The 26,819-nt window shown below is 74.2% G+C and carries 29 protein-coding genes; 17 read left to right on the plus strand and 12 right to left on the minus strand.

Going from position 1 to position 26,819, the window contains the following annotated elements; all coding sequences use genetic code 11:
* Positions 1 to 40: 40 nt before the first annotated feature.
* Complete coding sequence (locus PH190_RS07265; protein ID WP_274230811.1) at positions 41 to 1,408, plus strand: MFS transporter; 1,368 nt, start codon at positions 41 to 43, stop codon at positions 1,406 to 1,408.
* 6 nt (positions 1,409 to 1,414) lie between these two features.
* On the opposite strand, the gene PH190_RS07270 is transcribed toward PH190_RS07265, so the two are convergent.
* Complete coding sequence (locus PH190_RS07270; protein ID WP_274230812.1) at positions 1,415 to 2,194, minus strand: IclR family transcriptional regulator; 780 nt, start codon at positions 2,192 to 2,194, stop codon at positions 1,415 to 1,417.
* Positions 2,195 to 2,277: 83 nt separating this feature from the next.
* Here PH190_RS07270 and PH190_RS07275 point away from each other — a divergent pair, with 83 nt between their 5' ends.
* From PH190_RS07275 to PH190_RS07285, 3 genes are read left to right on the plus strand one after another with little or no spacing between them, the layout of a single operon-like run.
* Positions 2,278 to 3,513, plus strand: a complete 1,236-nt coding sequence (locus tag PH190_RS07275) for an FAD-dependent oxidoreductase (RefSeq protein WP_274230813.1) — start codon at positions 2,278 to 2,280, stop codon at positions 3,511 to 3,513.
* Positions 3,514 to 3,536: 23 nt separating this feature from the next.
* Positions 3,537 to 4,589, plus strand: coding sequence for a cupin domain-containing protein (locus PH190_RS07280; protein WP_274230814.1), 1,053 nt, complete (start codon positions 3,537 to 3,539; stop codon positions 4,587 to 4,589).
* Positions 4,590 to 4,599: 10 nt separating this feature from the next.
* Positions 4,600 to 5,538 (plus strand): fumarylacetoacetate hydrolase family protein, encoded by a 939-nt coding sequence (locus PH190_RS07285; protein WP_274230815.1) that lies wholly within the window; start codon positions 4,600 to 4,602, stop codon positions 5,536 to 5,538.
* A gap of 18 nt (positions 5,539 to 5,556) precedes the next feature.
* Here PH190_RS07285 and PH190_RS07290 read toward each other — a convergent pair whose 3' ends face one another.
* Positions 5,557 to 5,967 (minus strand): GlcG/HbpS family heme-binding protein, encoded by a 411-nt coding sequence (locus PH190_RS07290; protein WP_274230816.1) that lies wholly within the window; start codon positions 5,965 to 5,967, stop codon positions 5,557 to 5,559.
* A gap of 194 nt (positions 5,968 to 6,161) precedes the next feature.
* Here PH190_RS07290 and PH190_RS07295 point away from each other — a divergent pair, with 194 nt between their 5' ends.
* Both PH190_RS07295 and PH190_RS07300 read left to right on the plus strand, forming a co-directional pair.
* Entirely contained in the window at positions 6,162 to 6,773 is a 612-nt protein-coding gene (locus PH190_RS07295) for a sulfite oxidase-like oxidoreductase (protein ID WP_420791594.1), read from the plus strand.
* Complete coding sequence (locus tag PH190_RS07300; RefSeq protein ID WP_274230817.1) at positions 6,748 to 7,509, plus strand: FAD-binding oxidoreductase; 762 nt, start codon at positions 6,748 to 6,750, stop codon at positions 7,507 to 7,509. The genes PH190_RS07295 and PH190_RS07300 overlap by 26 nt, the downstream gene beginning before the upstream one ends.
* A 7-nt stretch (positions 7,510 to 7,516) precedes the next feature.
* On the opposite strand, the gene PH190_RS07305 is transcribed toward PH190_RS07300, so the two are convergent.
* The 5 genes from PH190_RS07305 to PH190_RS07325 form a co-directional block, all read right to left on the minus strand.
* Complete coding sequence (locus PH190_RS07305; RefSeq protein ID WP_274230818.1) at positions 7,517 to 7,864, minus strand: UBP-type zinc finger domain-containing protein; 348 nt, start codon at positions 7,862 to 7,864, stop codon at positions 7,517 to 7,519.
* A complete protein-coding gene (locus PH190_RS07310; RefSeq protein ID WP_274230819.1) occupies positions 7,861 to 8,220 on the minus strand; it encodes a GNAT family N-acetyltransferase in 360 nt (119 codons plus the stop codon). Before PH190_RS07310 ends, PH190_RS07305 begins: the two co-directional genes overlap by 4 nt.
* A 100-nt stretch (positions 8,221 to 8,320) precedes the next feature.
* Positions 8,321 to 9,634: a hemolysin family protein gene (locus PH190_RS07315; protein ID WP_274230820.1), complete on the minus strand. Its 1,314-nt coding sequence runs from the start codon at positions 9,632 to 9,634 to the stop codon at positions 8,321 to 8,323.
* 48 nt (positions 9,635 to 9,682) lie between these two features.
* Positions 9,683 to 10,258 (minus strand): TIGR03086 family metal-binding protein, encoded by a 576-nt coding sequence (locus tag PH190_RS07320; protein ID WP_274230821.1) that lies wholly within the window; start codon positions 10,256 to 10,258, stop codon positions 9,683 to 9,685.
* Positions 10,259 to 10,312: 54 nt separating this feature from the next.
* A complete protein-coding gene (locus PH190_RS07325) occupies positions 10,313 to 11,737 on the minus strand; it encodes an NAD(P)/FAD-dependent oxidoreductase (protein WP_274230822.1) in 1,425 nt (474 codons plus the stop codon).
* 213 nt (positions 11,738 to 11,950) lie between these two features.
* On the opposite strand from PH190_RS07325, the gene PH190_RS07330 reads away from it, so the two are divergent.
* Positions 11,951 to 12,148 (plus strand): hypothetical protein, encoded by a 198-nt coding sequence (locus tag PH190_RS07330; protein ID WP_274230823.1) that lies wholly within the window; start codon positions 11,951 to 11,953, stop codon positions 12,146 to 12,148.
* 1 nt (position 12,149) lies between these two features.
* On the opposite strand, the gene PH190_RS07335 is transcribed toward PH190_RS07330, so the two are convergent.
* From PH190_RS07335 to PH190_RS07355, 5 genes are read right to left on the minus strand one after another with little or no spacing between them, the layout of a single operon-like run.
* Positions 12,150 to 12,704: a VOC family protein gene (locus tag PH190_RS07335; protein ID WP_274230824.1), complete on the minus strand. Its 555-nt coding sequence runs from the start codon at positions 12,702 to 12,704 to the stop codon at positions 12,150 to 12,152.
* Positions 12,701 to 13,711 carry an LLM class flavin-dependent oxidoreductase gene (locus PH190_RS07340; RefSeq protein ID WP_274230825.1) on the minus strand — a complete coding sequence of 337 codons (1,011 nt, stop codon included), beginning with the start codon at positions 13,709 to 13,711 and terminating at the stop codon, positions 12,701 to 12,703. The genes PH190_RS07335 and PH190_RS07340 overlap by 4 nt, the downstream gene beginning before the upstream one ends.
* On the minus strand, positions 13,708 to 14,088 hold the full coding sequence (locus PH190_RS07345) for a nuclear transport factor 2 family protein (protein ID WP_274230826.1): 381 nt from the start codon (positions 14,086 to 14,088) through the stop codon (positions 13,708 to 13,710). The genes PH190_RS07340 and PH190_RS07345 overlap by 4 nt, the downstream gene beginning before the upstream one ends.
* A complete protein-coding gene (locus PH190_RS07350; protein WP_274230827.1) occupies positions 14,085 to 15,200 on the minus strand; it encodes an LLM class flavin-dependent oxidoreductase in 1,116 nt (371 codons plus the stop codon). The genes PH190_RS07345 and PH190_RS07350 overlap by 4 nt, the downstream gene beginning before the upstream one ends.
* The gene (locus tag PH190_RS07355) at positions 15,200 to 16,591 is read right to left on the minus strand and encodes a phytoene desaturase family protein (RefSeq protein WP_274230828.1); all 1,392 of its coding nucleotides are present in this window, start codon (positions 16,589 to 16,591) and stop codon (positions 15,200 to 15,202) included. The genes PH190_RS07350 and PH190_RS07355 overlap by 1 nt, the downstream gene beginning before the upstream one ends.
* A gap of 92 nt (positions 16,592 to 16,683) precedes the next feature.
* Here PH190_RS07355 and PH190_RS07360 point away from each other — a divergent pair, with 92 nt between their 5' ends.
* The 10 genes from PH190_RS07360 (at position 16,684) to PH190_RS07405 (ending at position 26,728) form a co-directional block, all read left to right on the plus strand.
* The gene (locus tag PH190_RS07360) at positions 16,684 to 17,559 is read left to right on the plus strand and encodes an LLM class flavin-dependent oxidoreductase (protein ID WP_274230829.1); all 876 of its coding nucleotides are present in this window, start codon (positions 16,684 to 16,686) and stop codon (positions 17,557 to 17,559) included.
* A 138-nt stretch (positions 17,560 to 17,697) separates the two neighbouring features.
* On the plus strand, positions 17,698 to 18,588 hold the full coding sequence (locus PH190_RS07365; protein ID WP_274230830.1) for a type IV toxin-antitoxin system AbiEi family antitoxin: 891 nt from the start codon (positions 17,698 to 17,700) through the stop codon (positions 18,586 to 18,588).
* Between the two features lie 179 nt (positions 18,589 to 18,767).
* Entirely contained in the window at positions 18,768 to 19,991 is a 1,224-nt protein-coding gene (locus PH190_RS07370) for a cytochrome P450 (protein WP_274230831.1), read from the plus strand.
* Between the two features lie 10 nt (positions 19,992 to 20,001).
* Positions 20,002 to 20,412 carry a nuclear transport factor 2 family protein gene (locus PH190_RS07375; protein WP_274230832.1) on the plus strand — a complete coding sequence of 137 codons (411 nt, stop codon included), beginning with the start codon at positions 20,002 to 20,004 and terminating at the stop codon, positions 20,410 to 20,412.
* Entirely contained in the window at positions 20,412 to 21,983 is a 1,572-nt protein-coding gene (locus tag PH190_RS07380) for an AMP-binding protein (protein WP_274230833.1), read from the plus strand. The genes PH190_RS07375 and PH190_RS07380 overlap by 1 nt, the downstream gene beginning before the upstream one ends.
* A gap of 14 nt (positions 21,984 to 21,997) precedes the next feature.
* Positions 21,998 to 22,837: a mycofactocin-coupled SDR family oxidoreductase gene (locus PH190_RS07385; protein WP_274230834.1), complete on the plus strand. Its 840-nt coding sequence runs from the start codon at positions 21,998 to 22,000 to the stop codon at positions 22,835 to 22,837.
* Between the two features lie 31 nt (positions 22,838 to 22,868).
* Positions 22,869 to 23,972 (plus strand): NDMA-dependent alcohol dehydrogenase, encoded by a 1,104-nt coding sequence (locus PH190_RS07390; protein WP_337993800.1) that lies wholly within the window; start codon positions 22,869 to 22,871, stop codon positions 23,970 to 23,972.
* A gap of 24 nt (positions 23,973 to 23,996) precedes the next feature.
* Positions 23,997 to 24,422 (plus strand): nuclear transport factor 2 family protein, encoded by a 426-nt coding sequence (locus tag PH190_RS07395; protein ID WP_274230835.1) that lies wholly within the window; start codon positions 23,997 to 23,999, stop codon positions 24,420 to 24,422.
* Complete coding sequence (locus tag PH190_RS07400; RefSeq protein WP_274230836.1) at positions 24,419 to 25,966, plus strand: class I adenylate-forming enzyme family protein; 1,548 nt, start codon at positions 24,419 to 24,421, stop codon at positions 25,964 to 25,966. Before PH190_RS07395 ends, PH190_RS07400 begins: the two co-directional genes overlap by 4 nt.
* 90 nt (positions 25,967 to 26,056) lie before the next feature.
* On the plus strand, positions 26,057 to 26,728 hold the full coding sequence (locus tag PH190_RS07405; protein WP_274230837.1) for a TetR/AcrR family transcriptional regulator: 672 nt from the start codon (positions 26,057 to 26,059) through the stop codon (positions 26,726 to 26,728).
* The last annotated feature ends 91 nt before the right edge of the window (positions 26,729 to 26,819 follow it).

Here is a 26,819-nt window from a genome sequence, read left to right on the forward strand (position 1 = left end):
TCCACCTCGCCGACAGCCCGCCCACCACCAGGGAGTCCCCGTGGCCACAGTCCCGCCCCGCAGCGACGCGGGCGGCCCCACGCCCGCCCCCACGCCCGCCCATGCCCGGCGCGTCGCCCGCGCGACCTTCGTCGGGACCGCGATCGAGTGGTACGACTTCAACATCTACGGCGCGGCCGCCGCGCTGATCTTCGCCCCGCAGTTCTTCCCGAACTTCTCGCCCGCGGCGGGCCTCCTCGCCGCCTTCGGCACGTTCGCGGTGGGCTTCATCGCGCGGCCCGTCGGGGGCATCGTCTTCGGGCACTTCGGGGACCGCTTCGGGCGCAAGCACACGCTGGTGGCGTCGCTGCTGCTCATGGGGATCGGCACCTTCCTCATCGCGCTGCTGCCGACCTACTCCGCGATCGGGATCGCCGCGCCGATCCTGCTGGTGACCCTGCGGTTCGTGCAGGGGCTCGGTGTCGGCGGCGAGTGGGGCGGCGCGGTGCTCATGGCCATGGAGCACGCGCCGAAGCAGAAGAAGGGCTGGTTCTCCTCCTTCCCGCAGATGGGCCTGCCGGCGGGCAACCTCGCCGCCCTCGCGGTGTTCCTCATCGTCAGCACGAGCATGGAGCGCAGCGCCTTCCTCGCCTGGGGCTGGCGCATCCCGTTCCTGCTCAGCGCCGCGCTCGTCCTGGTCGCCCTCGTGATCCGGCTGCGCCTGTCCGAGTCCCCGGAGTTCGCCGGGCGGCGGACGGCACGGTCGACGAAGCTGCCCGTGCTCGAGACGCTGCGCACCCACCCGGGCGCGGTGCTGCTGGGGATGGGCATCACCCTCGCCCCGTCGTCGTTCGGCTACCTGAACTCGGTGTACCTGCTGTCCTACGGCACCACCACGGTCGGCATCGCGCAGCAGACGATGCTGCTCTCCATCATGGGCGGCTGCGTGCTCTACCTCGCCGTCACGATCCTCACCGGCTTCGTCAGCGACCGGGTCGGGCCGGCCCGGATCTTCGTCGGGGCCTCGGCGCTCGGCGTCGCGATCCCCTTCGCGGTGTTCGCGCTGATCGACACCGGCGCGACGCCCGCGGTGGTGGCGGGCCTCTGCCTGCTGGGGCTGGTGCTCGGCATGCTCGCCGCGGTGCAGGCCGTGATCGTCTCCGGGGCCTTCCCCACCGCGATCCGCTACACCGGGGCCTCCATGGCCTACCAGTTCGGCGCGGTCTTCGGCGGCGGGCTGCTCCCGCTGGTCGCGGCCGCGATCCTGGGCGCCACCGGCAGCTCGATGGCCGTCGCCGCCTACATCGGCGTGCTGTCGGCGATCTCGGGCATCGCGGTGTGGCGTCTCGCGGCCGGCACGCGCCACGACCTCGACGACGCGGGCGCCGCCGAGCCGGCCCCGGTCGCGGGCGGCGCGGTCCGGTCCTGACCCGGCTCAGGTGAGCTCGGCGCCGATGGCCCGGGCGGTGGCGTGGAGCTCGTCGAGCGCCACCGCCAGGCCGTCGTCGTCGAGCCGCTGGGTGGGGGCCGACACCGCGACCGCGCCCACCGCCCGGGGCCCGGCCCGGACCACGACGGCCACCGCGGACAGGCCCGGCTCGCTCTCCTCGCGGTTGAGCGCGTACCCCTGCTCGCGGATGCGCCGCAGCTCCTCGTGCAGCTCGGCGACGTCGACGATCGTCGCCGGGGTGATGCGGCGCAGGGACGCGCCGAACAGCGCGTCGACCTCGCGGGACGGGAGCTCGGCGAGCAGGGCCTTCCCGCCGGAGACGATGTGCGCGGGGAGCACGGCGCCGGTGCGCACGCGCGTCCCGAGGGGCCGCTCGCCGGCGACGCCGTCGAGGAACCGGCACGACGCCCCCTCGAGCACCATGACGTTGACGGTCTCGCGCAGCCGCGCGGACAGGGCACGGACGTGCTCGCCCGCCGCGGCCCGCAGGTCGACCTCGCCGATCGCGCCCATCCCGAGCAGCTCCGGTCCGCCGCGGTAGCTCCGGTCCTGCGGGTCCCGGACGACGAAGCCGCGGTGGGCCAGCGTGGCGAGCAGCCGGTGCGCGGTGGACCGGGCCACGCCGAGCTCCTCGGCGACGTCGACCACGCGCACCCGCCGCCGCTCCCGGAGCATCACGAGGATCTGCAGCGCCTTGTCCACCGACTCGATGGCGTACGTCGGGAGGGCCTCGCCGCCCTCGGCGTTCTGCTCCACAGAACACATCCCAGCATCCGTCCCGACAGGCGGACACCGCACCTAGCGTCCCGGAGCGTCCGGGCCGGGCCGAGAGAGAGGACCACCACCTGATGTCGCTCGCCGCGTCCGCCGACCGTCCGGTCACCGTCGTGGGGGCGGGCCCCGTCGGGCTCGTCACCGCCTGGTCGCTCGCCGACGCCGGCGTGCCCGTGCGCGTCCTGGAGGCCGATCCCGTCAACCGCACGGACTGGCGGGCCTCGACCTTCCACGCGGCGACGATGGAGCTGCTCGCCGGCATCGACGGCGGCGTGGTCACCGACGAGATGCTCGACCGCGGCCTGCGGGTCCCGCGCTACCAGTACCGCGACCGTGCCACCGGGCTGGTCGCGGAGTTCGACCTCGGGCTGCTGGCCGACGAGACGCGCTTCCCGTTCCGCCTGCAGCTCAACCAGCAGCGCCTCGTGGAGATCCTGCTGCACCGGCTCGGCGAGCTGGGGGTGGAGTTGCGCTTCGCGTCGCGGGTGAGCGGGCTCGTGCAGGACGACACCGGCGCGGTCCTCAGCACCGACGACGGCGCCACCCATCCCGCCGCGCTCGTGGTGGGCACCGACGGGGCCGGCTCCGCGGTGCGCAAGCTGCTCGGCCGGAGCTTCGAGGGCATGACCTACCCGCAGCGCTTCCTCATCATCTCGGTCACCGAGGACCTGCGCGCCGAGGCGATCGCGGACCTCGCCGAGGTGAGCTACATCGCCGACCCCGACGAGTTCGTCTTCGTGCTGCGCACCCCTGAGTCGTGGCGGGTGCTGTTCCCGATCCCGCCGGAGGAGGACGCGGCGGCCGCGCTCGACCCGGCCGCCATGCAGCGGCGCCTGCGCGGCTTCGCGGACATCGGCCGCGACTACGGCATCGTCGACCGGCAGATCTACGCCGTGCACCAGCGGGTCGCCGACCGCTTCCACGACGGGCGGGTCGTCCTCGCCGGGGACGCGGCGCACATCAACTCGCCGATGGGCGGCATGGGCCTCAACGCGGGGATCCACGACGCCGTCGACCTCGGCCGGCGCCTGGTGCGCGCGTCCACCCCCGGCGGGGACCTCGCGGGCGAGCTCGCCGCGTACGACACCGTGCGCCGCGGGGTGGCCCGGGACTACGTGCGCGCCGACACCCACCGCAACACGCAGATGATGGCCGAGCGCGACCCGGCGGTGCGCGCCGAGAACCAGGCCGCGCTGCGGGCGACCGCCGCCGACCCCGACACCGCCCGCGCGTGGCTGCGCCGGGCGTCGCTGCTCACCGCCGTGGCCGAGCAGGGCATCGGGCGCCCGCTCGACGCCGCGGCGTCCTGACCGACCCCTCCCGGGAGACCCCGATGACCAGCACGCTGGACGAGACCGCCGCCCTCGAGCGCTTCTACGGCGACGTCGCCGCGGCCGGGCTGCAGCCGCTGTGGACCCAGACCCGCGACCTCATGACGCCGACGCCGCGCGGGGGCACGAGGGCCCACCGCTGGCCGTGGGCGACCCTGGCGGCGCTCGCGCACCGGTCGGGCGACCTCATCCCCATCGAGCGCGGGGGCGAGCGCCGGGTCCTCGCGCTGGCGAACCCGGGGCTCGACGGGCTGCCGTTCGCGACGTCGACACTGTGGGCCGCCGTGCAGTTCCTCGGCCCGCGCGAGACCGCGCCGGCGCACCGCCACTCGCCGGGCGCGGTGCGCTTCGTGCTGCAGGGCGAGGGCGTGTGGACCGCGGTCGACGGCGACCCGTGCCCGATGAGCCCGGGCGACCTCGTGCTCACGCCGGGCGGCACCTGGCACGAGCACCACAACCCGGGCGACGGCACCATGATCTGGTTCGACGGCCTGGACCTGCCGATGGTGGCCGCGCTCGACGCGGTCTTCTTCGAGACCCGCGACGACGAGGCCCCGAACACCGCGGCGCCCGAGCGCTCGCCGGGCGAGGCCCTGCACGGGCACCCCGGGCTGCGGCCCGACGGCGTCCCCGCCCCGCCCGGGCGTTCGCCGCTGTCGGTCTACCGGCGCGCCCACACCGACGCGGCGCTGGCCGACCTCGCCGCGCTGCGGCCCGACGCGCCGTCGGTCGGGGTCACGTTCACCGACCCGACGACCGGGCGGGACGTGCTGCCGACCATGCGGTGCCGGATGGAGCGGCTGCGGCCCGGCGCGCGCACCGCGACCACCCGCACGGTCGGCTCGTCGGTGCGCGTCGTGTTCTCCGGGCGGGGCACGACGACCGTCGACGGGCAGACGTTCGCGTGGGGTCCCGGGGACATGATCACGGTGCCGTCGTGGGCGGCCGTCGACCACCGCGCCGACGAGCCCGCCGACGTCTTCGTGCTCTCCGACGCCCCGGTCATCGAGGCCCTGCGCCTGGACCGCCACGCCGTCGTCGACCCCCAGGACTGAGGAGCCGGAGTTGCGTCTCGTCTCGTTCACCACCGCCCACGGCGACCCCGTCGAGCGGGTCGGCCTGGTCGACGGCGACCCGGCCGACCCCGACGCCGCGTCCGTCACCGACCTCACGGACCTGGTCCGCGCGGGCACCGACGCGGCCGGCCTGTCGCCGATGCGCGCGCTCGCCGGGTCGTGGGACGCCCTGCGCGGGTCCCTGACCCCGGACGCCGGACCGGCGACGGCGCTGCGCGACGTGGCGCTCCGGCCCGTCGTGCCGGACCCGGGCACGGTGCTGGCCGCGCCCGTCAACTACCACGACCACATGGTCGAGATGAGCCAGACCAGCCACGTCGGCGCGCTCGGGGTGTTCCTCAAGGCCCCGGCCTCGGTGCTGGCGCACGGCGGCACCGTCGCGCTGCCCTACACCGACCGGCGCTTCGACCAGGAGGGCGAGCTCGCCGTCGTCATCGGCCGCGAGGCCCGGCACGTGTCCGAGGCCGACGCGCTCGACCACGTCCTCGGCTACACCGGGTGCCTCGACATCACCATGCGCGGCGGCGAGGACCGTTCGCTGCGCAAGTCGTTCGCGACCTTCACGCCGCTGGGCCCGTGGCTCGTCACCGCGGACGAGGTCGACCCGACCGACGTCGACCTCGTGTGCGCGGTCGACGGGCACGTCCGGCAGCGCGCCTCCACCCGCGACCTGATCTGGAGCGTCGCGGCCCTCGTGAGCTACGCGTCGTCGGTCTACCCCCTGCGGCCCGGTGACGTCCTCACCACCGGCACCCCGGCCGGCGTCGGGGAGATCACCGCCGGCCAGGAGGTCGTGCTGTCGCTCTCCGGCCTGCCGGACCTGCGGGTCGGGGTCGCCGCGGACCACGCCGTCGCCTGCCCCACCAGCGGAGCCGGCAAGGGCCCGGTGCCGCCGCCCACCCCGGAGCCCGTGGCGGCCGGCAGGTAGGACGCGGCGCCCTCCGCGTCAGAGGGCGGCGGCCGCCGCGGACGCCACGGCCTGGTCCTGCTCCCCGGTGCCGCCGCTGACGCCGACGGCACCGACCACGGCGTCGCCGGACATCAGCGGCACACCCCCGGCGAAGATCATCACTCGGCCGTGGTTGGAGTCCTGGATGCCGTAGAACTGCCCGCCGGGCTGGGCGTTCTCGGCGAGGCCCTGGGTGGAGACGTCGAACGCCCGCGCGCTGAAGGCCTTGTTGATGGCCACGTCGACGCTGCCGATCCAGGCACCGTCCTGCCGGATGTGGGCCACGAGGTTGCCGCCGGCGTCGACGACGGCGATGTTCATCGGTTGCCCCTGGTTCGCCGCCTCCTCCTCGCCGGCGGCGATGACGCGGCGGGCGTCCTCCAGGGTCACGGTGTCCATGCTGCGCATGACGGGTCCTCTCCGGACGACTGCGTCGGAGCACGCCGGACGGGTCGACGTCCTGCCCATCGTGGCCGCGACGCCCGGCGCCGTCGATCCCCGCCGCGTCACCGGCCTCACTCGGGACCGTGTCGTCCGAGGGGCCCCGGCACGGCGTTCGTTCACTACTGTCGACCGCGGGTGACACCGGCCGGGACGGAGTGATGATCGTGGCGACCACGCGCGGGTTCCTCGGGCGTCGGCGGGAGCGCGACCCGCGACTGCCGCCGGGCCAGTACGACGTCGGGGCCGGGTGGCCGGTGCTCACGGCCGAGGCGACGCCGCGGGTGGACGCCGACACGTGGACGGTGACCGTCGACGGCCTGGTCGACACGCCCACGACGTGGACGCTGCGCGAGCTGCGGCTGCTGACGCCGTCGGTGTACGCGGGGGACATCCACTGCGTCACCACGTGGTCCAAGCTCGACACCAACTTCTCCGGCATCTCCTTCGACACCCTGCTCGACGCGGTGGGCGTGCAGGACGAGGCGAAGTTCGTCGTCGAGCGCTCGACCACCGGCTACACCACCAACCTGCCCCTCGACGACGTGCGCGGCGGCAAGGCGTGGGTCGTGTGGGAGCACGAGGGCCGGCCGCTGCCGCGCGAGCACGGCGGGCCGGTGCGGATGATCGTGCCGCACCTCTACTTCTGGAAGTCCGCGAAGTGGATCGAGAGGATCACCCTGCTCGACCACGACGAGCCCGGCTTCTGGGAGGTGAACGGCTATCACGAGCGAGGCGACCCCTGGCGTGAGCAGCGCTTCGACGGGGACTGACGAGGACTTCGGGGTCCCCGACGACCGCCCGGGCGGCCCGAACGACCGGCGGGCCGCGGCGAAGTGGCGCGACGCGCGGGTCGTCGAGGTCGCGCACCCGGCGGTCGACGCCGTCGTGCTGCGCCTCGCCGTGCCCGAGCGCGTGCAGCACCACCCCGGCCAGCACTACGTCGTGCGGCTGCGGGCACCCGACGGGTACACCGCGCAGCGCTCCTACTCGGTGGCCTCGTCGCCCGCCGACGACCTGGTGGAGCTCTTCGTCGAGCGCATCGACGACGGCGAGGTGTCGACCTACCTCGCCGACGTCGTCGAGCCCGGCGACGACCTCGAGGTCCGCGGGCCGATCGGGCGCTGGTTCGTCTGGAGCGGGTACACGCGGGCCGTCGCGATCGGCGGCGGCAGCGGCGTCGCCCCGCTGGTCGGGATGCTCCGGCACGCGCACGACGTCGACCGGACCGACCGGCTGCGCCTGGCGGTCAGCGCGACGACCCGCGACCGTCTGCCCTACGCCGGCGAGCTCGAGGCCGCCGGCGCGCACATCGCGCTCACCCGCGCGCCGGGCGACCCGCACGCCGGGCGCCTCGACGCGGCCGCGATCGCCGCACTCGTCGACCCCGGGGCGACGGTGTACCTGTGCGGCTCGGCGCGCTTCACCGGAGCGATGGAGACGCTGCTCGTCGACGTCGGCCAGCCGGCCGGGACGATCCGCGTGGAGCGGTTCGGCCCGACCGGCTGACACCCGACTAGTGGAGCTTGCGCTGCCAGTCCTTCGGCACGCGGCCGGCCGGCCCGGGGACACCCTGGTCCTCGGGGTGGTTCTGGGCGCCGGCGAGCACCGGGCCGTGGCCGACGGAGCCGTCGCGGTCGTCGAAGAACCAGTCCTCGCCGGGCTCGAAGCTCGTGAGGATCGGGTGGCCCTGCTCGCGGGCGTGCCGCGTCGCGTGTTGCATCGGCGACGAGTCGCAGCACCCGATGTGGCCGCAGGCCGCGCAGCGGCGCAGGTGGAACCACCAGCCGCCGTTCTGCTCGCACTCCAGGCACCCCGTCCCCGAGGGCTCGGCGTGCGGGTCGATCTCCTGCTGGGTCGTCACTGTTCCTCTCCCGCCATCTCCGGCTCCGGAAGGCCGAGCTCCTGCCGCGTCTGCGGCGGGACGTCGGCGAGGTACTCCTGGTGGGACCCCAGCCACCGCTGCGCGTAGGGACACAGCGGGACGAGGGCGACACCCTCGGACCGCGCGGCCTCGAACACCGCCCGCACCAGGCGCCCGGCGAGCCCCCGGCCGCCGTAGGCCTCGTCGACCTCGGTGTGGACGAGGACGATCCGGTCCCCGCGCCGCCGGACGTCGACGTGCCCGGCCTCGGCGCCGTCCACGTGCAGCACGAAGGCCCGGCGGTCCGGGTCCTCCGCCACCACGACGCCGTCGCCGACGTCACCCGTGTCGTCCATCGCTCTCCTCGTGCGCGTCCGTTCCCCGACCTCCGCCCATCCTGCTCCGCCCATCCTGCTCCTCGGGCGCCACCGGCATCGGTGAGCTGCGGCACCGGGATCACGACTCGGGCGATGCCTCCGCGGGGTCGTCGCGGACCAGCGGCGTGATCCGCACCCGCGCCACCCGCAGCCCGTCGACGGCGGTGACGGCGAACCGGTGGTCGAGGGCCTCGACGACGTCGCCGACCGCGGGCGTGCGCCCCAGTTCCTGCAGCACGAAGCCGCCGAGGGTGTCGAAGGAGCCGTCGGGCAGCTCGATCCCGGTCTGGTCGGCGACGTCGGTGCGGTGGAGCAGGCCGTCGGCCTCGTAGGTGCCGTCGTCGAGGGGGCGCGCGGGCACGGCCTTCGGGTCGTACTCGTCGCGGATCTCGCCGACGATCTCCTCGACGAGGTCCTCGACGGTGACGATCCCGTCGGTGCCGCCGTACTCGTCGATGACGACCGCGAGGTGCCCGCCGCCGCGGCGCATCAGCGACAGCGTGTCGAGCACCGGCTTGCTGCCGGGCAGGACGGTGACGGTGCGGACGATGTCGCGCAGCTGCGGCGAGGTACCGCCGGCGGTGACGTGGGCGGTGAGCAGGTCGCGCACGTGGACGAAGCCCAGGACGTCGTCGACCGACTCGCCGGTCACCGGGTAGCGCGAGTGCGGCCGGTCGGAGACCTGCACGACGGCCTCCGCGGCCGTGAGCTCGGCGTCGAGGAAGTCGACCTCGGTGCGCGGCACCATGACCTCGCTGATGACGCGGTCGGTGGCCTCGAAGGCGTCGGTGAGCAGGCGGCGCTCGTCGTCGGTGAGCGTGCTGGTGGTGCGCACCATGTCGCGCAGCTCGTCCTCGCTGACCTCGTCCTCGGTCTGCTTCGGGTCGACGCCCAGCACGCGCACGACGGCGTTCGTCGACACCGAGAGCAGCCAGATCAGCGGGCGGGTGAGCGAGGCGAGGCGGTCGAGCACCGGGGCCGTCGTCAGCGACACGGCCTCCGGCTTCTGGAGCGCCAGCCGCTTGGGGACGAGCTCACCCGCGACCAGCGACAGGTACGAGACGAACGCGGTGACGATGACGAGCGCGACGGTCGCCGCGAGCGCGACGGGCAGCCCGATGCCCTCCAGGCCGGGCTCGAGGCGCCCGGCGAGCGTGGCGCCGCCGTAGGACGAGGCGAAGAACCCGGTGAAGGTCACGCCGATCTGCACCGCCGACAGGAAGCGGTTGGAGTCGCCCCGCAGGCGGGCCACCGCCCGGCCGCGGGCCCCGCTCTCCGCCAGCGCCGACACCTGCCCGGAGCGCAGCGACACCAGCGCGATCTCGGCGGCGGCGAAGAAGCCCCCGATCAGGACGAACAGCAGTACCAGCCCGATCTCGAGCGCGACGTCCACACCCGGATCCTCCCAGTCCGGACGTAGCGGGCCGGTCGGGCGGCCCGATCAGGGCGTGCGGCCGGTGCCCGCGACCACCCGGTCCCACAGCGGCGCGTCGTCGCCCGTGGGCACCCGCGGGCCCCAGAGCTCGGGCAGCGGCGCCCGCGGCACGAACACCGCGACGTGGTCGGCGGTCGCGCGCAGGACGTCGGCGGGCAGGTCGGGCACGGGCCGGTCGAGGGCGCGGGCGAGGTCCCAGGCGTGCACGACGAGCTCGGTGAGCCCGATGCGTCCCCACGTCGCGCGGGGGAGCACGGGGCCGGGTGCGCCGGCCGTGCCCTCCCCGGCCGCGGGGGACCGCCACGCGCCGGCCATCCGCGCGAGCCCGGTCGCGAGGGTGTCGCGCCGCCCGCCGTCCCAGGGCACGTCGCCGGGGCCGGGGGCGGGGTCGTCGGTGCCGCGGGCGAGCGCGGTGAAGCCGGCGGCGACGACGTCGAGGTGGTCGAGCAGGTCGGCGACCGTCCAGCCGGTGCACGGGGTGGGCGCGGCGAGGTCGTCGTCGGTGACGGTGGTGACGAGCCCGCCGAGCGCGCGGGCGGCGGGGGTCAGGTCCAGCGGCGGGGTGGGCACGGTGGTGGACACGGTGGTGGACACGGTGGTGGGACGGGCCGCGGGGCCGCGAGTCATCGCTCGCGGTCAGACCGTGAGCGCGGTCTCGAGCTCGGCGCGGGTGAGCCGGGGCGTCGCGGCGCCGCCCCGTGCCAGCGCGGCGCGGGTGGCGGCCACGACCTCGGGGTCGGTGTAGAGCTTCTCCGCGTCCCCGACCATGCCCATGATCCGGGCGACGGCGCGGAACGCGATCGGGTCGACCAGCGACGCGCGCCGGAGATCGGCGAACGTGACCCGCTCGCCCTCCGCGGCGGGCGGGGGCGGGACGGGGTCGCCCAGCACGGTGTGGCGCAGCAGCGCGAGGCGGGCGGCGTCCGTGGCGGCCTGGTCGGCGTACCAGGGACGGACGTGCTCCAGCACGGCGCGGTCCAGGGCGAGCGCCGCGCCCTCCGGGTCGTCGGGGTGCTCGGCGAGGACCTCCGCCAGGTCGCCGATCGTGCGCAGCGCGACGCCGATGCCGCGCCCGAACGTCGGGTTGGTGGTGCACACCGAGTCGCCGACCGCGAGCAGGCCGGTCGCGACGGGGCGCCCGTCGACCACGAGGCGGCGGAAGGTGTTGTGCAGCCCGCCCATCACCGCCACGTCGGAGATCGGCTCGAGGACGTCGAGCCAGGCGGCGTAGTACGGCACCGTGCGCAGGACCCGCTCGAACACCTCCGGGGCGTGCGCGGTGCGGAAGCGCCGGTCCGCGGCGAGCGGGGCGAGCGCGATCTGGGCGGTCCGGCCGTCGCCCGCCCAGAGGCCGACGAGGAACTCGTCGAGGCCGGTGACCACGCGTGCCGTGTCCGGCCCGGGCAGGTCGGCGCCGTCGCGGATGCGGTACTGGCGGCTGATGTACGCGAGCCCGCACGGTGCCGACTCGACGCAGGTCCGGCGCGCGCCGACGCCGTCGAGCCAGCGGTCGATCGCGGTGCGGCGGCCGGCGGCGTCGACGACGAGGTCGGCCGGGACGTCGCCGCCGTCGGTGGTCACCCCGCGCACGCGGGGCGGGTCTCCGGGTCCGGCGGCGTCGGCCAGCAGGCCCGTCACGGTGACGCCGTGCCGCACGACGACGCCCGGCTCGGCGGCCGCGACGCATCCGAGGACCCAGTCGAACGTCGCCCGGCGGCTCATCACGGGCAGGAGCTCGTCGTCGCCGTCGAAGGGGGAGCGGTCGGTGAGGGTGGCCGGCATCTGGGAGGTGAGCGGGGCGTCGCGGGCGCCCGCCGCCCGGAACGCGGCGAGCACGTCGGGCAGGAGGCGCTCGAGCAGCGCCCGGGTGCCGGGCAGGAAGACGTGCGGCTGGACGACCTGCGGGGCGGTGGGTCGCAGCGCGTGGGCGGCGGCGGTCTCGACGTCGGGCGCGGGCGCCAGGTCGTCGCGCTCCAGGACCGTGACCCGGTGCCCGTCGCGCGCCAGCACCAGCGCCGCGGCCAGCCCGGCCGCGCTCCCCCCGACCACGACGACGTCCACGGTGCACCACCTCGCGAGGAGATGCTCCGCCCGTCGGGGCGCGCTTGACCAGCGGGAACTCGCCGCGTGCCCGGTCGGGCACACAGCGGGACGAACCGGTGCGGGCGGCATCGAGTCGCTGGCGGTGGGTAACCTGGGTCACAGCGGTCCGGCGACCGCCGGGTCGCAGCGACTGACGACGACGGTGACGACGAGGTCATCGGAGGTGCTCGGATGTCCGACGAGAAGCGCGAACCGACCGCCCCGCGGGAGCGGCACGACGCCGACGAGCCCGTGCGCAAGGGCAACGTCCACGGGTTCATCGAGGCGGCCCGCATGTGGGCTCGCCAGAAGGGCCTGGCGGTGCCGGCGAACGGCCCGCTCCCGCCCGAGGTGGTCGCGCAGTACCGGCGACACCAGACCTGGGAGTGAGTCAGCCGTCCCGCAGGACGGCGCGCTCGTCGGCCGTGAACACCACGCGGCCGGCGAGCACGTCGTCCAGCGTCACGCCCGACGCGGCCGGGGTGTCCCAGCGCAGCGTCGTGTCCGCGAGCTGGAGCAATGTGCCGAGCCCCGAGCGCGGGCGGACGAACGCCTCGCGCCAGTGGGGCGCCGACAGGTCGACGTCGACCACCTCGTAGCCGCACGCGGTCAGCCGGGCCACGGCGACCTCGACGTCGGCGAAGACCAGCGTGATGTGGTGGACGCCGGGTCCCCGCTTCTCCAGGAACCGGGCGACCGGCGCGTCGTCGCGCAGCGGTGAGATCAGCTCGATCTTCATCCCGCCGGGCAGCACGACCTGCACGATGCGGATGCCCTGCTGGTCGTTGTCGCCGCCGAACAGGAACCGCCCGCCGAGCGCGTCGACGAACAGCGCGACGCCCTCGCGCGGGTCGCGCACGGCGACGGCGACGTGGTCGGTGTAGAGGAGGCCGGCGTCGGCGGGGACGGCGGCCTGCTGGACGGCGGCCTCGTCGTGGGCGTTCACGAGCGCACCCCGGCGGCCGCGGCCACGCGTTCGATGGTCTGCACGGGTCCCTCCGGGTCGCCGGGCGCGGCGCCCGGGGTGAGCGCGATCGGCAGGTCGACGCCGGCCGCGCGGAGCTCGGCGACCCGCCGCGCGACGTCGTCGCCGGTGCCGAGCGCGCACATCGCGTCGACGGCGTGGTCGTCGACCGCGCGCAGGGCGGCCCTCCGGTCGCCGGCGGACCACGCGTCCGCGGCGCCGTCGAGACCGGCGAGGCTGCCGCGGAACGAGGGCCGGTGCGTCGGCACCATGGCGTACTGCAGGACGAAGCGGCGCAGGCGCTCGCGGGCCTCGTCGCCGCGGTCGCCGGCGTAGGCCCAGAACGACGCCGCGATCCCGACCTCGTCGGGGTCCCGCCCGGCCTCGCGGGCGCCCTCGCGGACCAGCGCGATCTTCGGGCCGTACTCGTCGGGCGGGGTCCAGGTCAGGAACGCGACGTCGGCGACCGCGCCGGCGAGGCGCAGCATCCGCGGGTTCATCGCGGCGAGCACGATCGGGACGTCGACCGGGGCCATCGCCGCCCGGAAGCCGTGGGAGCGGACGTGGGCGCCGTCGAGGTCGGTGCGCTCCCCGCGGAAGACGCTGCGCAGCGCCGCGACGTACTCCGCGATCCGCGCGCGCGGGGCGTCGAACCCAAGGCCGTGCCACTGCTCGACGATGATCGGGCTCGACGCGCCCAGGCCCGCCAGCACCCGGCCCGGGGCGAGCGAGGCGAGGGTCGCGAACCCCATCGCCGTGAGCACCGCCGTGCGGGGGTAGACGCCGACGATGCCGCTGCCGAGCCGGATGCGGTCGGTCGACGCCGCGATCATCCCGAGCATCGCGAACACCTCGGGGCCCGCCACCTCGCCGACCAGGACGTCGGAGTAGCCGCAGCGCTCGGCGAGCCGCGCGAGCTCGAGGTACTGCCCGGCGGACAGGCCCTCGTCGACGGGCAGGGTGACGCCGAGGCCGCGCAGGACGGTCATGCGCGGACCTGGCGGGCGACGCCGGCCGTGTCGTACCAGGTGGAGAGGGCCTCGATCGTCGTGCCGTCCTCGCCGAGGTCGAAGACGTCGACGGCGTCGAACTCGACGGGGGCGTCCGCCGCGGTGCGCCCGGTGAAGTGGATCTCGACGAGCACGGTCCGGTCGGCGACGACGACGCGCGTGACCTGGTCGTGGTGCACCGGCAGCGCGGCCAGGACCTGCGGGAAGTGCGCGGCGATCTCGTCGCGTCCCCGCCGCGTCGGGGCCCCGACGGTCCGCAGCTCGGCGCCCTCGGCGAACACCGCGCGGATCGTGTCCCAGTCCTCGGCGTTGACCGCGGCGAAGTACCGCTCGACGGCGGGCGGGGTCGCGCTCACTCCGTCAGCCGCTTCCGCAGCTCGGACATCGCGCCGAACGACCAGCGGGCCAGCGACGGGTCGCCGAACGCGGTGATGTTCCACATGACGAGGTGGCGCAGCCCCTGGTCGACGTACTCCTCGACCTGCTCGGCGACCTCGTCGGGCGTGCCGCAGAACGCGTAGTGCCGCACCACGGCGGGCGGGATCGCGTCGATGATGCGCAGCGACTCGGCGCGGTCGATGGCGGTCGGGATGAAGTCGTGGAAGCCGCTCCCGTCCGGGTACGGGCCCTCCACCCCGAGGTCGCGGAACACCTGCGCGGGCAGCAGCACGCACAGCGCGCGCACCAGCGGGGCCTCGGTGAGCCGCTGCACCGTCTCGGCGTCGGGGCCCATGAGGACGTAGCCGAGCATGCCGGGGGTGATGGCGTCGGGATCCCGTCGCTCGTCCTCGGCGGACCGCCGGATCGTCTGCAGTGCGGCGCCGTACTCGGCCGGCCCGAGCTTCGTGGGCAGCCAGCCGTCGGCCTTGCGGCCGGTCAGGCGCAGCATCCGGGGGCCGTGCGCGGCGGTCCAGATCTCGGGCGGCGTCGCGCCGAACGGCCGCAGCCCCAGGACGGCCTTGTCGAGGCGGTGGAAGCGGCCCTCGAAGTCGACGGGGCCGTCGGCGTCCATGAGCAGCCGCATGACGTCGATGCCCTCGTCGAGCCGGGCGACGGGCCGGTCGAACGGCATGCCGTACGGGGTGGCGTTGAGCTGCTCGCCGCTGCCCAGCCCGATGATGGCGCGCCCCTGCGTGACGTGGTCGAGCGTCAGCGCGGTCTGGGCGGCCATGGCCGGGTGGCGGCGGATGAGGTCGGTGACGCAGACGCCGACGCGGATGCGCTCGGTCGCGGCGCCGACGACGCCCATCATCACCGCGGGGTCGAAGTAGACGTGCGGGTTGGGCTGGTGCTCGGCGAGCGGGGTGAGGTCCGGCGTCCACATCGAGTCGGGGTGCCAGCCCATGAGGTGGTCGGGCCACCACACGGCGTCGAAGCCCTCGGCCTCGCTGCGCTGCGCGAACTTCACCGCCGCGGCGGCCGGCGGCATGATCTGGCCGGGGACGCCGAGCTCGAGCCTCCCCGCCATCAGTAGCGCCACCCGTCGCCGAAGGTCGCGAGGCGCCGGCCGAGGTACTCCTCGACCACCGTCACCGCGGCCCGCGCGGCGCGGTCGGTACCGATGCCGCGGCTGCGGAACGTCTCGCCGGCGAACCACAGGCCCTCCGGGAGCGGTGGCTTCCAGTGCGGCCGGTACATCCCGACCAGACCCGGCTTCTGGATGACCCCGAAGCTCGGTTCGAAGACGAGGTGCCGGCGCCGCCAGACGGTCGTCGCGAAGCCGGGCCACATCTCCGCGACGTCGGCCTCGAACTGCTCGGTCTGCCGGCGCAGCCAGGCCCGGTCGCGGCCCTTCTCGCCGGGGAAGATGCCGCCCATGACGTGCAGCTGCGTGCCCTCGGGCGAGCACGTCGGGTCCATGGCGGTCTGGTTGAACATGAAGCCGGAGAGCTCGGTGTTCGGCGTGCGCAGCCAGGTCGACAGCTCGCGCGGGTCGATCTGGTGCACGGGCTCCTCGGTGGCGAGGTAGAGCCCGATCCACGCGATCCGGAACTTGTCCTGGGCGAGGAACTTGATCTGCTCGGCGTACCAGTCCGGCAGGTCCGACTCGTCGACGACGTCGAGCACGTGCCACACCGGCAGGGTGCAGATGACGTGGTCGGCCTCGAGGATCTCCTCCTCGAAGAACTCGTTGGGCAGCACCCGGGGCTGGCGCGCGATCGCCACGCCCTTCGTCACGCCGTCCTCGATGACGACGCGCTCGACCGGGGTGCCGAGCCGCAGGTCGCCGCCGGCCGCGGTGAACGCGTCGGCGAGGTCGGCCCACATGCCGTCCCAGCCCTGCCCGGGCCAGCACGAGTAGGCCGCGGTGCCGCGCTCGGCGAAGTGCATCTTGCGGACGAAGAGGTTGTCGCTCGCGGAGTGGTCCCACCAGTGATCGGTCATGCACTCGAGCACGGTGATGAACTCGAAGAGGTCGACGACGCCCTGGTCGTCGGTGTGCTGGTGCAGCCACTGGCGCAGCGGCCGGTCGTCCCACCGGTCGAGCTCGTCCCACTCGGTGTTCAGCAGCGCCGTGATGACCTTCTTCAGCTCGCCCTTGCTGCCCGAGTAGCGGTCGCGGATGGAGCCCCAGCGGCCCTTCTCGTGGTCCCACACGGGCATCTCGGCGGAGACCTCGCCGTGCTGGAGCGTCTTGCCGACGTGCTCGAAGACCTTCGTCAGCCCCGAGCCCGGGTCCTCGATGAGGTGGCCGCCGACGTTGACGGTGAACCCCTCGTCGGGCACGGCCATGCCCCGCCCGCCGAGGTGGGGCGAGCGTTCCAGCAGGCAGACGCTCTTGCCCTCGACGGCGAGCAACGACGCCGCGGTCAGCCCCGCCGCGCCGGCCCCGATGACCACCACGTCGTACTTCGGCACGCGGCCTCCTCGCCCGAGCGTCTACCAAACGACCGTTCGACAGCGTGGCAAGGTGCCGGGTGGCGGGTCAAGCGGCACGGCATGATGCCCTCGTGGCGACCCCCAAGTTCGGCTGGCTCTCCCCGGTGATCGGCAACCGGTGGAGCGACCACCGCCCCATCGCGGCCGACCAGGACACCGCGATCCTCCCGACGGCGCTGCCGCACTTCGACTCGCTGTGGATCGCCGACCACTTCTACGGCTTCGACCAGAAGACCGACCCGTTCCTCGAGGCGTGGACGACGCTGACGTGGCTCGCGGCGCGCCACGAGGGCGTGGAGCTCTGCCACCACGTGCTCGGCGTCGGCTACCGGTACCCGCCGCTGCTGGCGAAGATGGCCGCGACGCTGCAGTACCTGTCCGGCGGTCGCTTCGTGCTGGGCATCGGCGCCGGCTGGCGTGATCACGAGTACGCGGCCTACGGCTACGACTTCCCGCGCCCGTCGGTGCGCTTCGCCCAGCTCGAGGAGGCCGTCACGATCTGCCGGCTGATGTGGACCGAGCCCGACCCGTCGTTCGAGGGCCGGTACTTCCGCATCGACGGCGCCGCCGCCCCGCCGCTGACCGAACCGCCGCCGCCCGTCTGCATCGGCGCCGCGGGCGAGAAGGTCGGGCTGCCGCTGGTCGGCCGGCTCGCCGACCGGTGGAACGGGCCGTTCAAGGGCGAGGCGGAGGACTTCGTCCGGCGCCGCGACATCGTGCGCCGCGCGGCCGAGGACGCCGGCCGGGACCCCGACGCGATCGAGGTCTCGGTGACGCTGGAGCGCGCCCTGCCCGAGAGCGACGCGGAGTCGGAGCGGCTGGTCGACGAGCTCGCGGCCAAGGCCGAGGTGGGCGTGGAGCACTTCGTCATGGACTTCGGCAACCCGGCCTCGACCGAGCCGGTGCTGCGCTTCGCCGAGCAGGTGATCGCGCCGCTGCGGGGGTGAGCGCCGGGGCGACTGGGTGAGGCCCCGAGTTGGTGATCAGCAGGCCGAAAAGCACGCCGCGGACGCTGCGGAGGTGCGTTTCCGCCTGCTGATCACGGGAGAGGGAACCGTGGGGCCCCGGCGTCACTCCAACCCCGTGTGGACCTCGAGCAACCCTTCCGCGGTTCCCGGGCGATCGCGGCGGGCCTGACGACGCGGCGACGCCTGCGGGGACCGGGCTACCTCGCGCTCGGACGCGACACGTACGTGGCCGCCGGTGCGGTCGTCGACGACCGGGTGCGGGCCGTGGGCGCGGCGCTCGAGGTGCCCGGCGCGGTCGTCGCCGGCTGGTCGGCGGTGCTCCTGCACGGGGTGGACGCCGCGCCACGGAGCGGCGCGCCGGTCGAGCTCGTCGTCGGCCCGCGGCACGTCCGGCGCGTCCGTCCGGGGAGGGTCCTGCGGCAGGACGTGCTCGCCGAGGACGAGGTGTGGGACGTCGACGGGGTCCGGGTGACGTCGCCGAGGCGGACCGCGCTGGACCTCGCGTCGCGCGCGGAGCACCTCGACGGCGTCATCGCGGTGGACGCGCTGGCGCACGCGTTCCGCTTTGACCCCGACGAGCTGCTCGACCACCCGGTGCTGCGCGACAACCCGCGAGGCCGGCGGCGGTTGGTGGCCGTGGTGGCGGACGCCGACGCCCGCGCGGAGTCGCCGCCGGAGACGCGCCTGCGCCTGCTCCTGCGCGGGGCGCCGGGCATCGCCGAGCCGACCCCGCAGCTCGTCGTGGTCGACGACCGGGGCCGGGACGTCGGGCGCGTCGACCTCGGCTGGCGTCGGCTGCGGACCGCCCTCGAGTACCAGGGCGACCACCACCGCACGGACAGGGCGCAGTGGCGACGCGACGCCGTGCGCACGACCGAGCTCGCCGCCGCGGGCTGGCTCGTCCTCCCCGTCACCGCCCACGACCTGTTCGTCGACCCGCAGGGCCTCCTCCGCCGGCTGCGGATGGCGCTCGCGCAGCGGGCCCGCGAGCTCGGCCTCTCCCCGTGATCACCAGGCGGAAAGGCACGCGCGAGCAGCCCCGGGGGGTGCCTCTCGGCCTGGTGATCACCGGTTGGGCCAACGCGAGCGCCCTTGACCCGACGGGGTGTGATGCTAGTCTCCGCCTTGCGAGTACCAAACGATCGGTAGGTACCGCGCCAGCGACGTCTGCCCAGGTCGGGGGACCCATGACGGCTCCGCTTGAACGGCTCGAACCGCCGGACATCCTCTCGCCGGAGTTCGCCCGCGACCCGTACGCGGCCTACCGCCTGCTCCGCGACGAGTTCCCGCTGGTGTGGCACGACGCCATGCAGACGTACGTGATCAGCCGGTACGAGGACGTGCAGCGGGCGTTCAAGGACCCGGTGTTCACGAGCGAGAACTACGCCTGGCAGCTCGAGCCGGTGCACGGGCGCACGATCCTCCAGATGGAGGGCCGCGAGCACTCCACGCACCGCGCGCTGGTGGCGCCGGCGTTCCGCGGGAAGGCGCTGACCGAGCACTTCGGCCCGACGATCCGGCGCAACTCCCGCGAGCTGGTCGACGCGTTCCGGGCCGACGGCCGGGTCGACCTCGTCGACGCGTACGCGACGCGGTTCCCGATCAACGTCATCGTCGACATGCTCGGCCTGCCGCGCACCGACCACGACCGCTTCCACGCCTGGTACACGTCGATCATGGGGTTCCTCGGGAACCTCGCGGGCGACGAGGCCGTGGCGGCCGACGGCCTGCGCACCAAGGACGAGTTCGAGCAGTACATGATCCCGCGGATCCGGGAGCGCCGCGAGCACCCCGGGGACGACCTGCTCTCCACCCTGTGCGCGGCCGAGATCGACGGCGAGTCGATGACCGACCAGGAGATCAAGGCGTTCTGCAGCCTGCTCCTCACCGCCGGCGGCGAGACCACCGACAAGGCGATCACGAGCCTGATGGCGAACCTCGTCGCGCACCCCGAGCAGCTCGCGGCCGTCCGGGACGACCGCAGCCTCATCCCCGCCGCGTTCGCGGAGACGCTCCGCTGGTCGCCGCCCGTGCACATGATCATGCGCCAGCCCGCCGAGGACGTGGAGCTCTCGGGCGGGGTGGTCGAGGCCGGGCGCACGGTCACCTGCCTCATCGGCGCCGCCAACCGCGACGAGCGCCGCTTCGACCGGCCCGAGGTCTTCGACGTCCTGCGCGCCGACCTCGATCACTCGCGCGCCTTCTCCGCCGCCGCCGACCACCTCGCCTTCTGCCTCGGCCGCCACTTCTGCGTCGGTGCGCTGCTCTCGCTCTTCGAGATCGAGGTCGGCGTGGGCGACCTGCTCGACGCCATGCACGACATCCGCTTCGCGGGCGGCGAGCCCCCGCCCGAGACCGGCGTGTTCACGCGCGCCCCCGCCCGCCTGCTCCTCGAGTTCACCCCCAGCTGAAGGAGGCCCCGTGCCCGTCCGCCCCCACATCGAGAACCTCCTCGGCAAGGCCTCCTGGGGCTACGACGAGGCCGACCCCGACCTCATCGCGTCCTGTTTCACGGAGGACGCGCGCATGAGCCTGCGCATCGGCCGTGACGGCGACCTGATCGGGCCGTTCGAGGGGCGCGCGGACATCCGCAAGCTGCACGCCGACTCGATGGCCGCGCAGACCGACCAGCGCCGCCACAACCTCTCCAACCTGTGGTTCGAGAAGGAGAGCGACGACGAGGCGGTCGCGGTCACGAACCTGACGCTGCTCTCGATCGAGGGCGGGAACATCAGGGTGCTCTCCAGCGGCTGGTACCGCGACCAGCTCGTCCACCGCGACGGCACCTGGCTCATCGCCGACCGCTACGTCTACCTCGACCTGCCGTACTGATGGTCAACGTCGGTCGCATCCCCGAGAAGTGGGCGGCGCTGACCCCGCGCGGAGACGCCGTCGTCGACACCACCACCGGCCGTCGGACGAGCTGGGCCGAGCTCGACGAGCGCGTGCGCCGCCTCGCCAACGGTCTGCGCGGCTCGCGGCCCGACGGGCTCGCCCTGCAGCGCGGCGACCGCGTGGCCGTGCTCGCCAAGAACTCCACCGAGTTCCAGGAGATCTACTTCGCGGCCGGGCGCGCCGGGCTCGTCGTGCAGCCGCTGAACTGGCGGCTGGGCACCGCCGAGCTCGCCCGCATCGTCGCCGACGGCGGCCCGCGCGCGGTGGTCGTCGCGGGGGAGTGGGCGGCGGTCGGGCGCGAGCTCGCCGGGCTGGTCGACGTCGAGCACTGGCTGTCCTACGGCGAGGACGGCGACGGCAGCTACGAGGACCTGCTCGCCGCGTCGTCGGACGCCGAGCCGGCCGACACGAGCACCGTCGGCGACGACGACCCGTTCTTCATCCTCTACACGGGCGGGACGACGGGGGCGTCGAAGGGCGCGCTGCACACCCACCGCAGCGCGTCGTTCGGGATGCTCAACCAAACCGTCGCCGAGCGCATCGTGCCGACCGACGTCTACATGCTGACCGGGCAGATGTACCACATCCCGGTCGTGCTCTCGATGAACTACCTGCGCCACGGCTGCCCGCTGGTGCTCATGAACTTCGAGGCGAAGCGGTCGCTGGAGATCATCGAGGCGGAGCGCGTCTCGGCGTTCCTCGGCATCACCACGATGCTCAACTGGATGATGGCCGTGCCCGGCTTCGACTCCTACGACATCGCGAGCCTGCGCAACATCCAGTACGGCGGCGGGCCGATGCCCTCGGCCGTCGTGAAGAACGCGCTGCAGGCCTTCCCGTGCACGCTCATCCAGGGCTACGGGCAGACCGAGGGCACGACGATGTGCTTCCTCTCGCAGGAGGACCACCACGCCGCGGTCAACGGCGTGCACCCGGAGCGGCTGCAGTCGTGCGGGCGCGAGGGGTTCGTGACGACGGTGCGGGTGGTCGACGTCGACGGGCGGCCGGTGCCGACCGACGGCAGCACGGTCGGCCAGATCGTCGTGCGCTCCGAGGCCAACATGGCCGGCTACTGGAACCGGCCCGACCTCACCGCCGACACCCTGCGCGACGGCTGGATGTGGACCGGCGACCTGGCCACCTGGGACGCCGACCGCTACGTGTTCATCGTCGACCGCGCCAAGGACATGATCATCTCGGGCGGCGAGAACATCTACTCGGTCCAGGTCGAGGAAGCCGTCAACCACCACCCGTCGGTGCTGGAGTGCGCGGTCATCGGCGTGCCCGACGAGGAGTGGGGCGAGAGCGTCAAGGCGTTCGTCGTGCCCAAGCCGGACACGACCGCGACCGAGGCGGAGATCGTCGAGACCGCCCGGGCGCACCTCGCGTCGTACCAGAAGCCGCGCTCGGTGGAGTTCGTCGACGCGTTGCCCAAGGCGCCCACCGGCAAGATCCTCAAGCGTGACCTGCGCGCCCCGTACTGGGGCGAGCAGGGGCGCTCCGTGTAGATCAGGAGCACACCGTGACCGGACGCATGGAGGGCAAGGTCGTCCTCGTCACCGGGGCCGCGCGCGGGCAGGGTCGCGCGCACGCGGTCCGGCTCGCGCAGGAGGGCGCGGACGTCGTCGCCGTCGACCTGTGCGACGGCATCGACACCGTGGTCGGCAAGTACCCGCCCGCCACGCGCGAGGACCTCGACCAGACCGTCGCGGAGGTGGAGGGGCTCGACCGGCGGGTGGTCGCGCGGGTCGCCGACGTCCGCGACCAGGCCGCGCTCGACGCCGCGGTCGCCGACGGGGTCGCCGAGCTGGGGCGCCTCGACGGCGTCGTCGCCAACGCCGGCATCGCGAGCTACGGGCGCGCGTGGGAGCTCGACGAGACCACGTGGCAGGACATGATCGACGTCAACCTCACCGGCGTCTGGCACACCGCGAAGGCGGCGATCCCGCAGCTCATCGAGGGGGGTCGCGGCGGCGCGATGGTGTTCACCAGCTCGATCGGCGGGTTCAAGGGCATCCAGCAGGTCGGGCACTACGTCTCGGCCAAGCACGGGATCGTCGGGCTGATGCGCAACCTCGCCAACGAGCTGGCGCCGTACAGCGTCCGCGTCAACACGGTGCACCCCACGAACGTCGACACGCACATGATCCAGAACCCGGGGACGTGGGGCATGTTCGCGCCCGGCGACCCGGAGCCCACGCAGGAGAAGGCGATCCCGGGGTTCACCTCGCTCAACGCGCTGGAGATCCCGTGGATCGAGTCGGTGGACGTCGCGAACGCCGTGCTGTTCCTGCTCTCCGACGAGGCCCGCTACATCACCGGCGCGACGTTGCCCGTCGACGCCGGTGCGGCCGTCAAGTGACCCCGCCGCCCGACGACGCAGGGAGACGACCATGAAGACCCGCGGAGCCCTGCTCTGGGAGCCCGGCACGCGCTCGGGCTGGAGCGTCGAGGAGATCGAGCTCGACCCGCCGAAGGAGCACGAGGCGCTGATCAAGCTGGCCGCCTCGGGCGTCTGCCACTCCGACGACCACCTCGACACCGGCGACATCCCGCTGCCGTGGGCGCCGGTGCTCGGCGGGCACGAGGGCGCCGGCGTGGTCGAGGAGGTCGGGCCGGGCGTCACGGCCGTCAAGCCCGGCGACCACGTCGTCCTGTCGTTCCTGCCCTCGTGCGGGCGCTGCCGGATGTGCGTCAAGGGGAAGTCGAACATGTGCGAGCTCGGCGCCGGGGTGCTCGCCGGCGTCGCGCCCGACGGCACCCACCGCGTGCACGCGCGCGGGCAGGGCGTCGGGTGCATGAGCTACCTCGGGACGTTCGCGCCCTACGTCGTCGCGCCGCTCGACGCCGTGATCCCGATCCCCGAGGACATGCCGCTGGACAAGGCCGCGCTCATCGGCTGCGGCGTCCCGACCGGCTGGGGCTCCTCGGTGTACGCCGCGGAGATCGAGCTCGGCGACACCGTCGTGGTCGTCGGGACCGGCGGCGTCGGGATGAACGCGGTCCAGGGCGCGCGGCACAAGGGCGCCCGGAACGTCGTCGCCGTCGACCCGGCGCCGTTCAAGCGCGAGAAGGCCGTCGAGTTCGGCGCCACGCACGTGGCGAAGGACTACGAGGAGGCCGGGCAGATCGTCGAGTCCCTGACGAACGGCCAGGGCGCCGACCGGGTGATCATCACGGTCGGCGTCGTCACCGGCGACCTCATGAACCCGGCCCAGGAGATGACCCGGCGCGGCGGGACGATGGTGCTCACCGGCGCCGCCCCCGTGCTGCAGCGCGACGTCCCGTTCGACCTGTTCACGTTCGCCATGTCCGGCAAGCGCCTGCAGGGCTCCCTCTACGGCACGACGACCAGCCGCACCGACGTGCCGCTGCTCGCCGACCTCTACCTGCGCGGCGAGCTCAAGCTCGACGAGCTGATCACGCGCACGTACTCCTGGACGACATCAACCAGGCCTTCCGGGACATGCACGACGGCAAGAACGTGCGTGGCGTGATCATCTACGACTGAGGGGCGACGCATGCCGACCGCGGACGACCGTGCCGAGATCATCCAGGCCACCCACCTCTACGCCCGGGGCCTGGACCGCTTCGACCCCAAGGAGGCCCTCTCCGCCTACACCGACGACGCCGTGTGGGACGCGACGGGCGTCGGCCTCGAGCGCTACGAGGGCCGCGACCAGGTGCTCGCCTTCTTCGAGCGCGACGCCGGATCGATGTCCGAGCAGTTCCACCTCATGACCAACCACGTCGTCGCGTTCGACGACGACGACCACGCGCACGGCACGAACTACGTGCTCGCCGAGGGGCGGACCACGGGCGGGGCGTCGATCAGGGCGGCGGCGTTCAACGTCGACACCTACCGGCGCACCGCCGACGGCTGGAAGATCGCGAGCCGCGTCATCACGCCGCTGACGATCCCGCAGATGGAGGGGTTCGAGGCATGAGCCCCCGGGTGCTGCGCACCCTGCCCGGGCTGCTCGACGACGCGGTCGCCCGGTCACCGACGCGCGAGGTCGTCTTCCCCACCGAGCGGGCCACCTGGCCGGCGTTGCGGCAGGCGGCCCGGGCGTGGGCGGCCGGGCTGCACGCCCGCGGGGTGGGGCGCGGCGACCGGGTGTTGCTCGTGCTGCCCGGCGGGCTCGACGCGGTCGTCGGCGTGGTGGGCGCGGCGATGCTCGGGGCGATCCCGACGCCGGTGAACCCCCGCGGCACCGCGGCCGAGGTCGCGTGGCTGCGCGGCGACGCCGAGCCAGCGGTGGTGGTGGCCTCGCCCGAGCTGCTCGCGCTGGCCGGGGACGGCGCCGTCACCCCGGCCCAGGTCGCCGGGGAACCCGGGGACGCGCCGCCCGTGGAGGCCGCCCCCGAGGACCCGATGATCCTGCTCTACACGTCGGGGACGACGTCGCGCCCGCGCGGCTGCGTGCACACCCACGGGGCCTACACGGCGCTGGGCGAGAACCTCGTCGAGCGGCTGCGCCTCACCCCCGACGACCGGTTCTGGACCCCGCTGCCCCTGCACCACTGCGGCGGGATCGACCTGCTCATGGGCTCGCTGGCCGCGGGCTGCACGCTCGTGCACGTCGGGGCGTTCGTGCCCGACGTCGCGTGGCGCCAGCTCGTCGACGAGCGCGCGACTGTCGCGTTCCCGGCGTTCGACACGATCTGGCTGCCGGTGCTCGACCACCCCGACTTCGACCCGGCCGCGGTCCCCGACCTGCGCACCGTCATCAACGTCGGGCCCGCCGAGCGGATGGCGGCGATGCAGGCGCGGCTGCCGACGGCGACGCAGATCTCCTGCCTGGGCGGGACGGAGTCGGCGGGGTTCTGCTGCGTCGGCGCGGTCGACGACCCGCCCGAGGCGCGGGCGGGCACCAGCGGGGTGCCGCTGCGCGACATGGAGGCGACCGTGCGCGACCCGGAGACCGGGCGCGAGTGCGGTCCCGGCGAGGTCGGGGAGTTCCTGCACCGCGGGGTCTCGCGCATGGCGTACTACCACGGCGACCCGGCGACGACGGCCGAGCGGATCGACGCCGAGGGCTGGTTCCACACCGGGGACCTCGTGCGCCGCGACGCCGCCGGCCGGTTCACGTTCGTCAGCCGGCTCAAGGACATGCTCAAGGTCGGCGGGGAGAACGTCGCGGCCGCCGAGGTCGAGGGGCGGCTCGCCGAGCACCCGGCGGTGGGCGTCGTCGCGGTGGTCGGCGCGCCCGACGCCCGGCTCGGCGAGGTGGCGGCGGCGTACGTGGAGCTGGCGCCGGCGTACCGCGACGCCGACCGCGAGGCGCTGGCGCGCGAGCTCGTCGCGCACTGCCTCGCGACCCTCGCGACGTACAAGGCGCCGCGCTACGTCGAGGTCGTCGACGGCTGGCCGATGTCGGGCACGAAGATCCAGAAGGGAGTGCTGCGCGAGCGGATCGCGGCCGACCTCGCCGCCCGCGGGATCACCGAGGCGCCACGGCTGTCGCGGCACCACCTGACGGCCGGGTGACGGATCGGGCACCTACCGAACGTATGGTGGTCGGCGGCGCGCCGGGGCGTCGACGCGAGGTCACGGCCGCTGGGACACCGGGAGCAGAGCATGGCACAGGACCGTCGTCCGGCCGGGCGCAGCGAGCGCCGCGTGCCGGGCGAGCGCAAACCGCGCGAGGAGCGCTGGGCGCAGCTGCTCGAGGTCGCCACCCAGGTGTTCTACGAGAAGGGCTACGAGGGCGCGTCCCTGCAGGACATCGCCGACCGCCTCGGCATGCTCAAGGGCAGCCTCTACTACTACATCCAGTCCAAGGAGGACCTGCTCTTCGAGGTCATCAGCGAGGTGCACCGCGAGGGCTACGCCGTCGTGCGCACGGCGGCGGCCACCGGCGGCGACCCGCTGGAGCGCCTCGAGCGCACCATCCGCGCCCACGTCGAGCACGCCTGCCGCAACCTCGTGCCGACCGCGGTCTTCCTCCACGAGCTCGAGTCGCTCCCGGCCGCGCGCCGCGACGCGATCCTCGGCGCCGGGCACGCCTACCAGGGCGTGTTCCGCGACCTCGTCGCCGAGGCGCAGCGCGACGGCCTCGCCCGCCCGGACGTCGACCCCCGCGTGGCCGGGCTGTCGATCCTCGGGTCGACGAACTGGGTCTACCGCTGGTTCCGCCCCGACGGCCCCTCGACGCCCGAGGAGATCGGGGTGCAGCTCGCGGCGATGGCGGTGCACGGCGTCGCGACCGCCGACGCCCTCGCGGCGCGGGTCGCGGCGGTCGGGGCCTAGGTGGTCGCAGCGAACGCGCTGTTCGCTGCTTCTAGGTGTACTCGGCCGTCACGTTGGTGACAGGCGGCTGGTGGGTGGTCGGTTGGCGCAG

It is taken from the genome of Actinomycetospora straminea, assembly GCF_028737255.1.
Taxonomy (GTDB): Bacteria; Actinomycetota; Actinomycetes; order Mycobacteriales; family Pseudonocardiaceae; genus Actinomycetospora; species Actinomycetospora straminea.

What these genes read in the sequence shown, in the direction of transcription:
- PH190_RS07290 (WP_274230816.1), bottom strand. Translation starts at nt 5,967, where the DNA reads ATGCGCAGCATGGACACCGTGACCCTGGAGGACGCCCGCCGCGTCATC.
- PH190_RS07310 (WP_274230819.1), bottom strand. Translation starts at nt 8,220, where the DNA reads ATGGACGACACGGGTGACGTCGGCGACGGCGTCGTGGTGGCGGAGGAC.
- PH190_RS07350 (WP_274230827.1), bottom strand. Translation starts at nt 15,200, where the DNA reads ATGGCGGGGAGGCTCGAGCTCGGCGTCCCCGGCCAGATCATGCCGCCG.
- PH190_RS07270 (WP_274230812.1), bottom strand. Translation starts at nt 2,194, where the DNA reads ATGTGTTCTGTGGAGCAGAACGCCGAGGGCGGCGAGGCCCTCCCGACG.
- PH190_RS07295 (WP_420791594.1), top strand. Translation starts at nt 6,162, where the DNA reads ATGATCGTGGCGACCACGCGCGGGTTCCTCGGGCGTCGGCGGGAGCGC.
- PH190_RS07390 (WP_337993800.1), top strand. Translation starts at nt 22,869, where the DNA reads ATGAAGACCCGCGGAGCCCTGCTCTGGGAGCCCGGCACGCGCTCGGGC.
- PH190_RS07370 (WP_274230831.1), top strand. Translation starts at nt 18,768, where the DNA reads ATGACGGCTCCGCTTGAACGGCTCGAACCGCCGGACATCCTCTCGCCG.
- PH190_RS07330 (WP_274230823.1), top strand. Translation starts at nt 11,951, where the DNA reads ATGTCCGACGAGAAGCGCGAACCGACCGCCCCGCGGGAGCGGCACGAC.
- PH190_RS07280 (WP_274230814.1), top strand. Translation starts at nt 3,537, where the DNA reads ATGACCAGCACGCTGGACGAGACCGCCGCCCTCGAGCGCTTCTACGGC.
- PH190_RS07405 (WP_274230837.1), top strand. Translation starts at nt 26,057, where the DNA reads ATGGCACAGGACCGTCGTCCGGCCGGGCGCAGCGAGCGCCGCGTGCCG.
- PH190_RS07395 (WP_274230835.1), top strand. Translation starts at nt 23,997, where the DNA reads ATGCCGACCGCGGACGACCGTGCCGAGATCATCCAGGCCACCCACCTC.
- PH190_RS07340 (WP_274230825.1), bottom strand. Translation starts at nt 13,711, where the DNA reads ATGACCGTCCTGCGCGGCCTCGGCGTCACCCTGCCCGTCGACGAGGGC.
- PH190_RS07380 (WP_274230833.1), top strand. Translation starts at nt 20,412, where the DNA reads ATGGTCAACGTCGGTCGCATCCCCGAGAAGTGGGCGGCGCTGACCCCG.
- PH190_RS07400 (WP_274230836.1), top strand. Translation starts at nt 24,419, where the DNA reads ATGAGCCCCCGGGTGCTGCGCACCCTGCCCGGGCTGCTCGACGACGCG.
- PH190_RS07275 (WP_274230813.1), top strand. Translation starts at nt 2,278, where the DNA reads ATGTCGCTCGCCGCGTCCGCCGACCGTCCGGTCACCGTCGTGGGGGCG.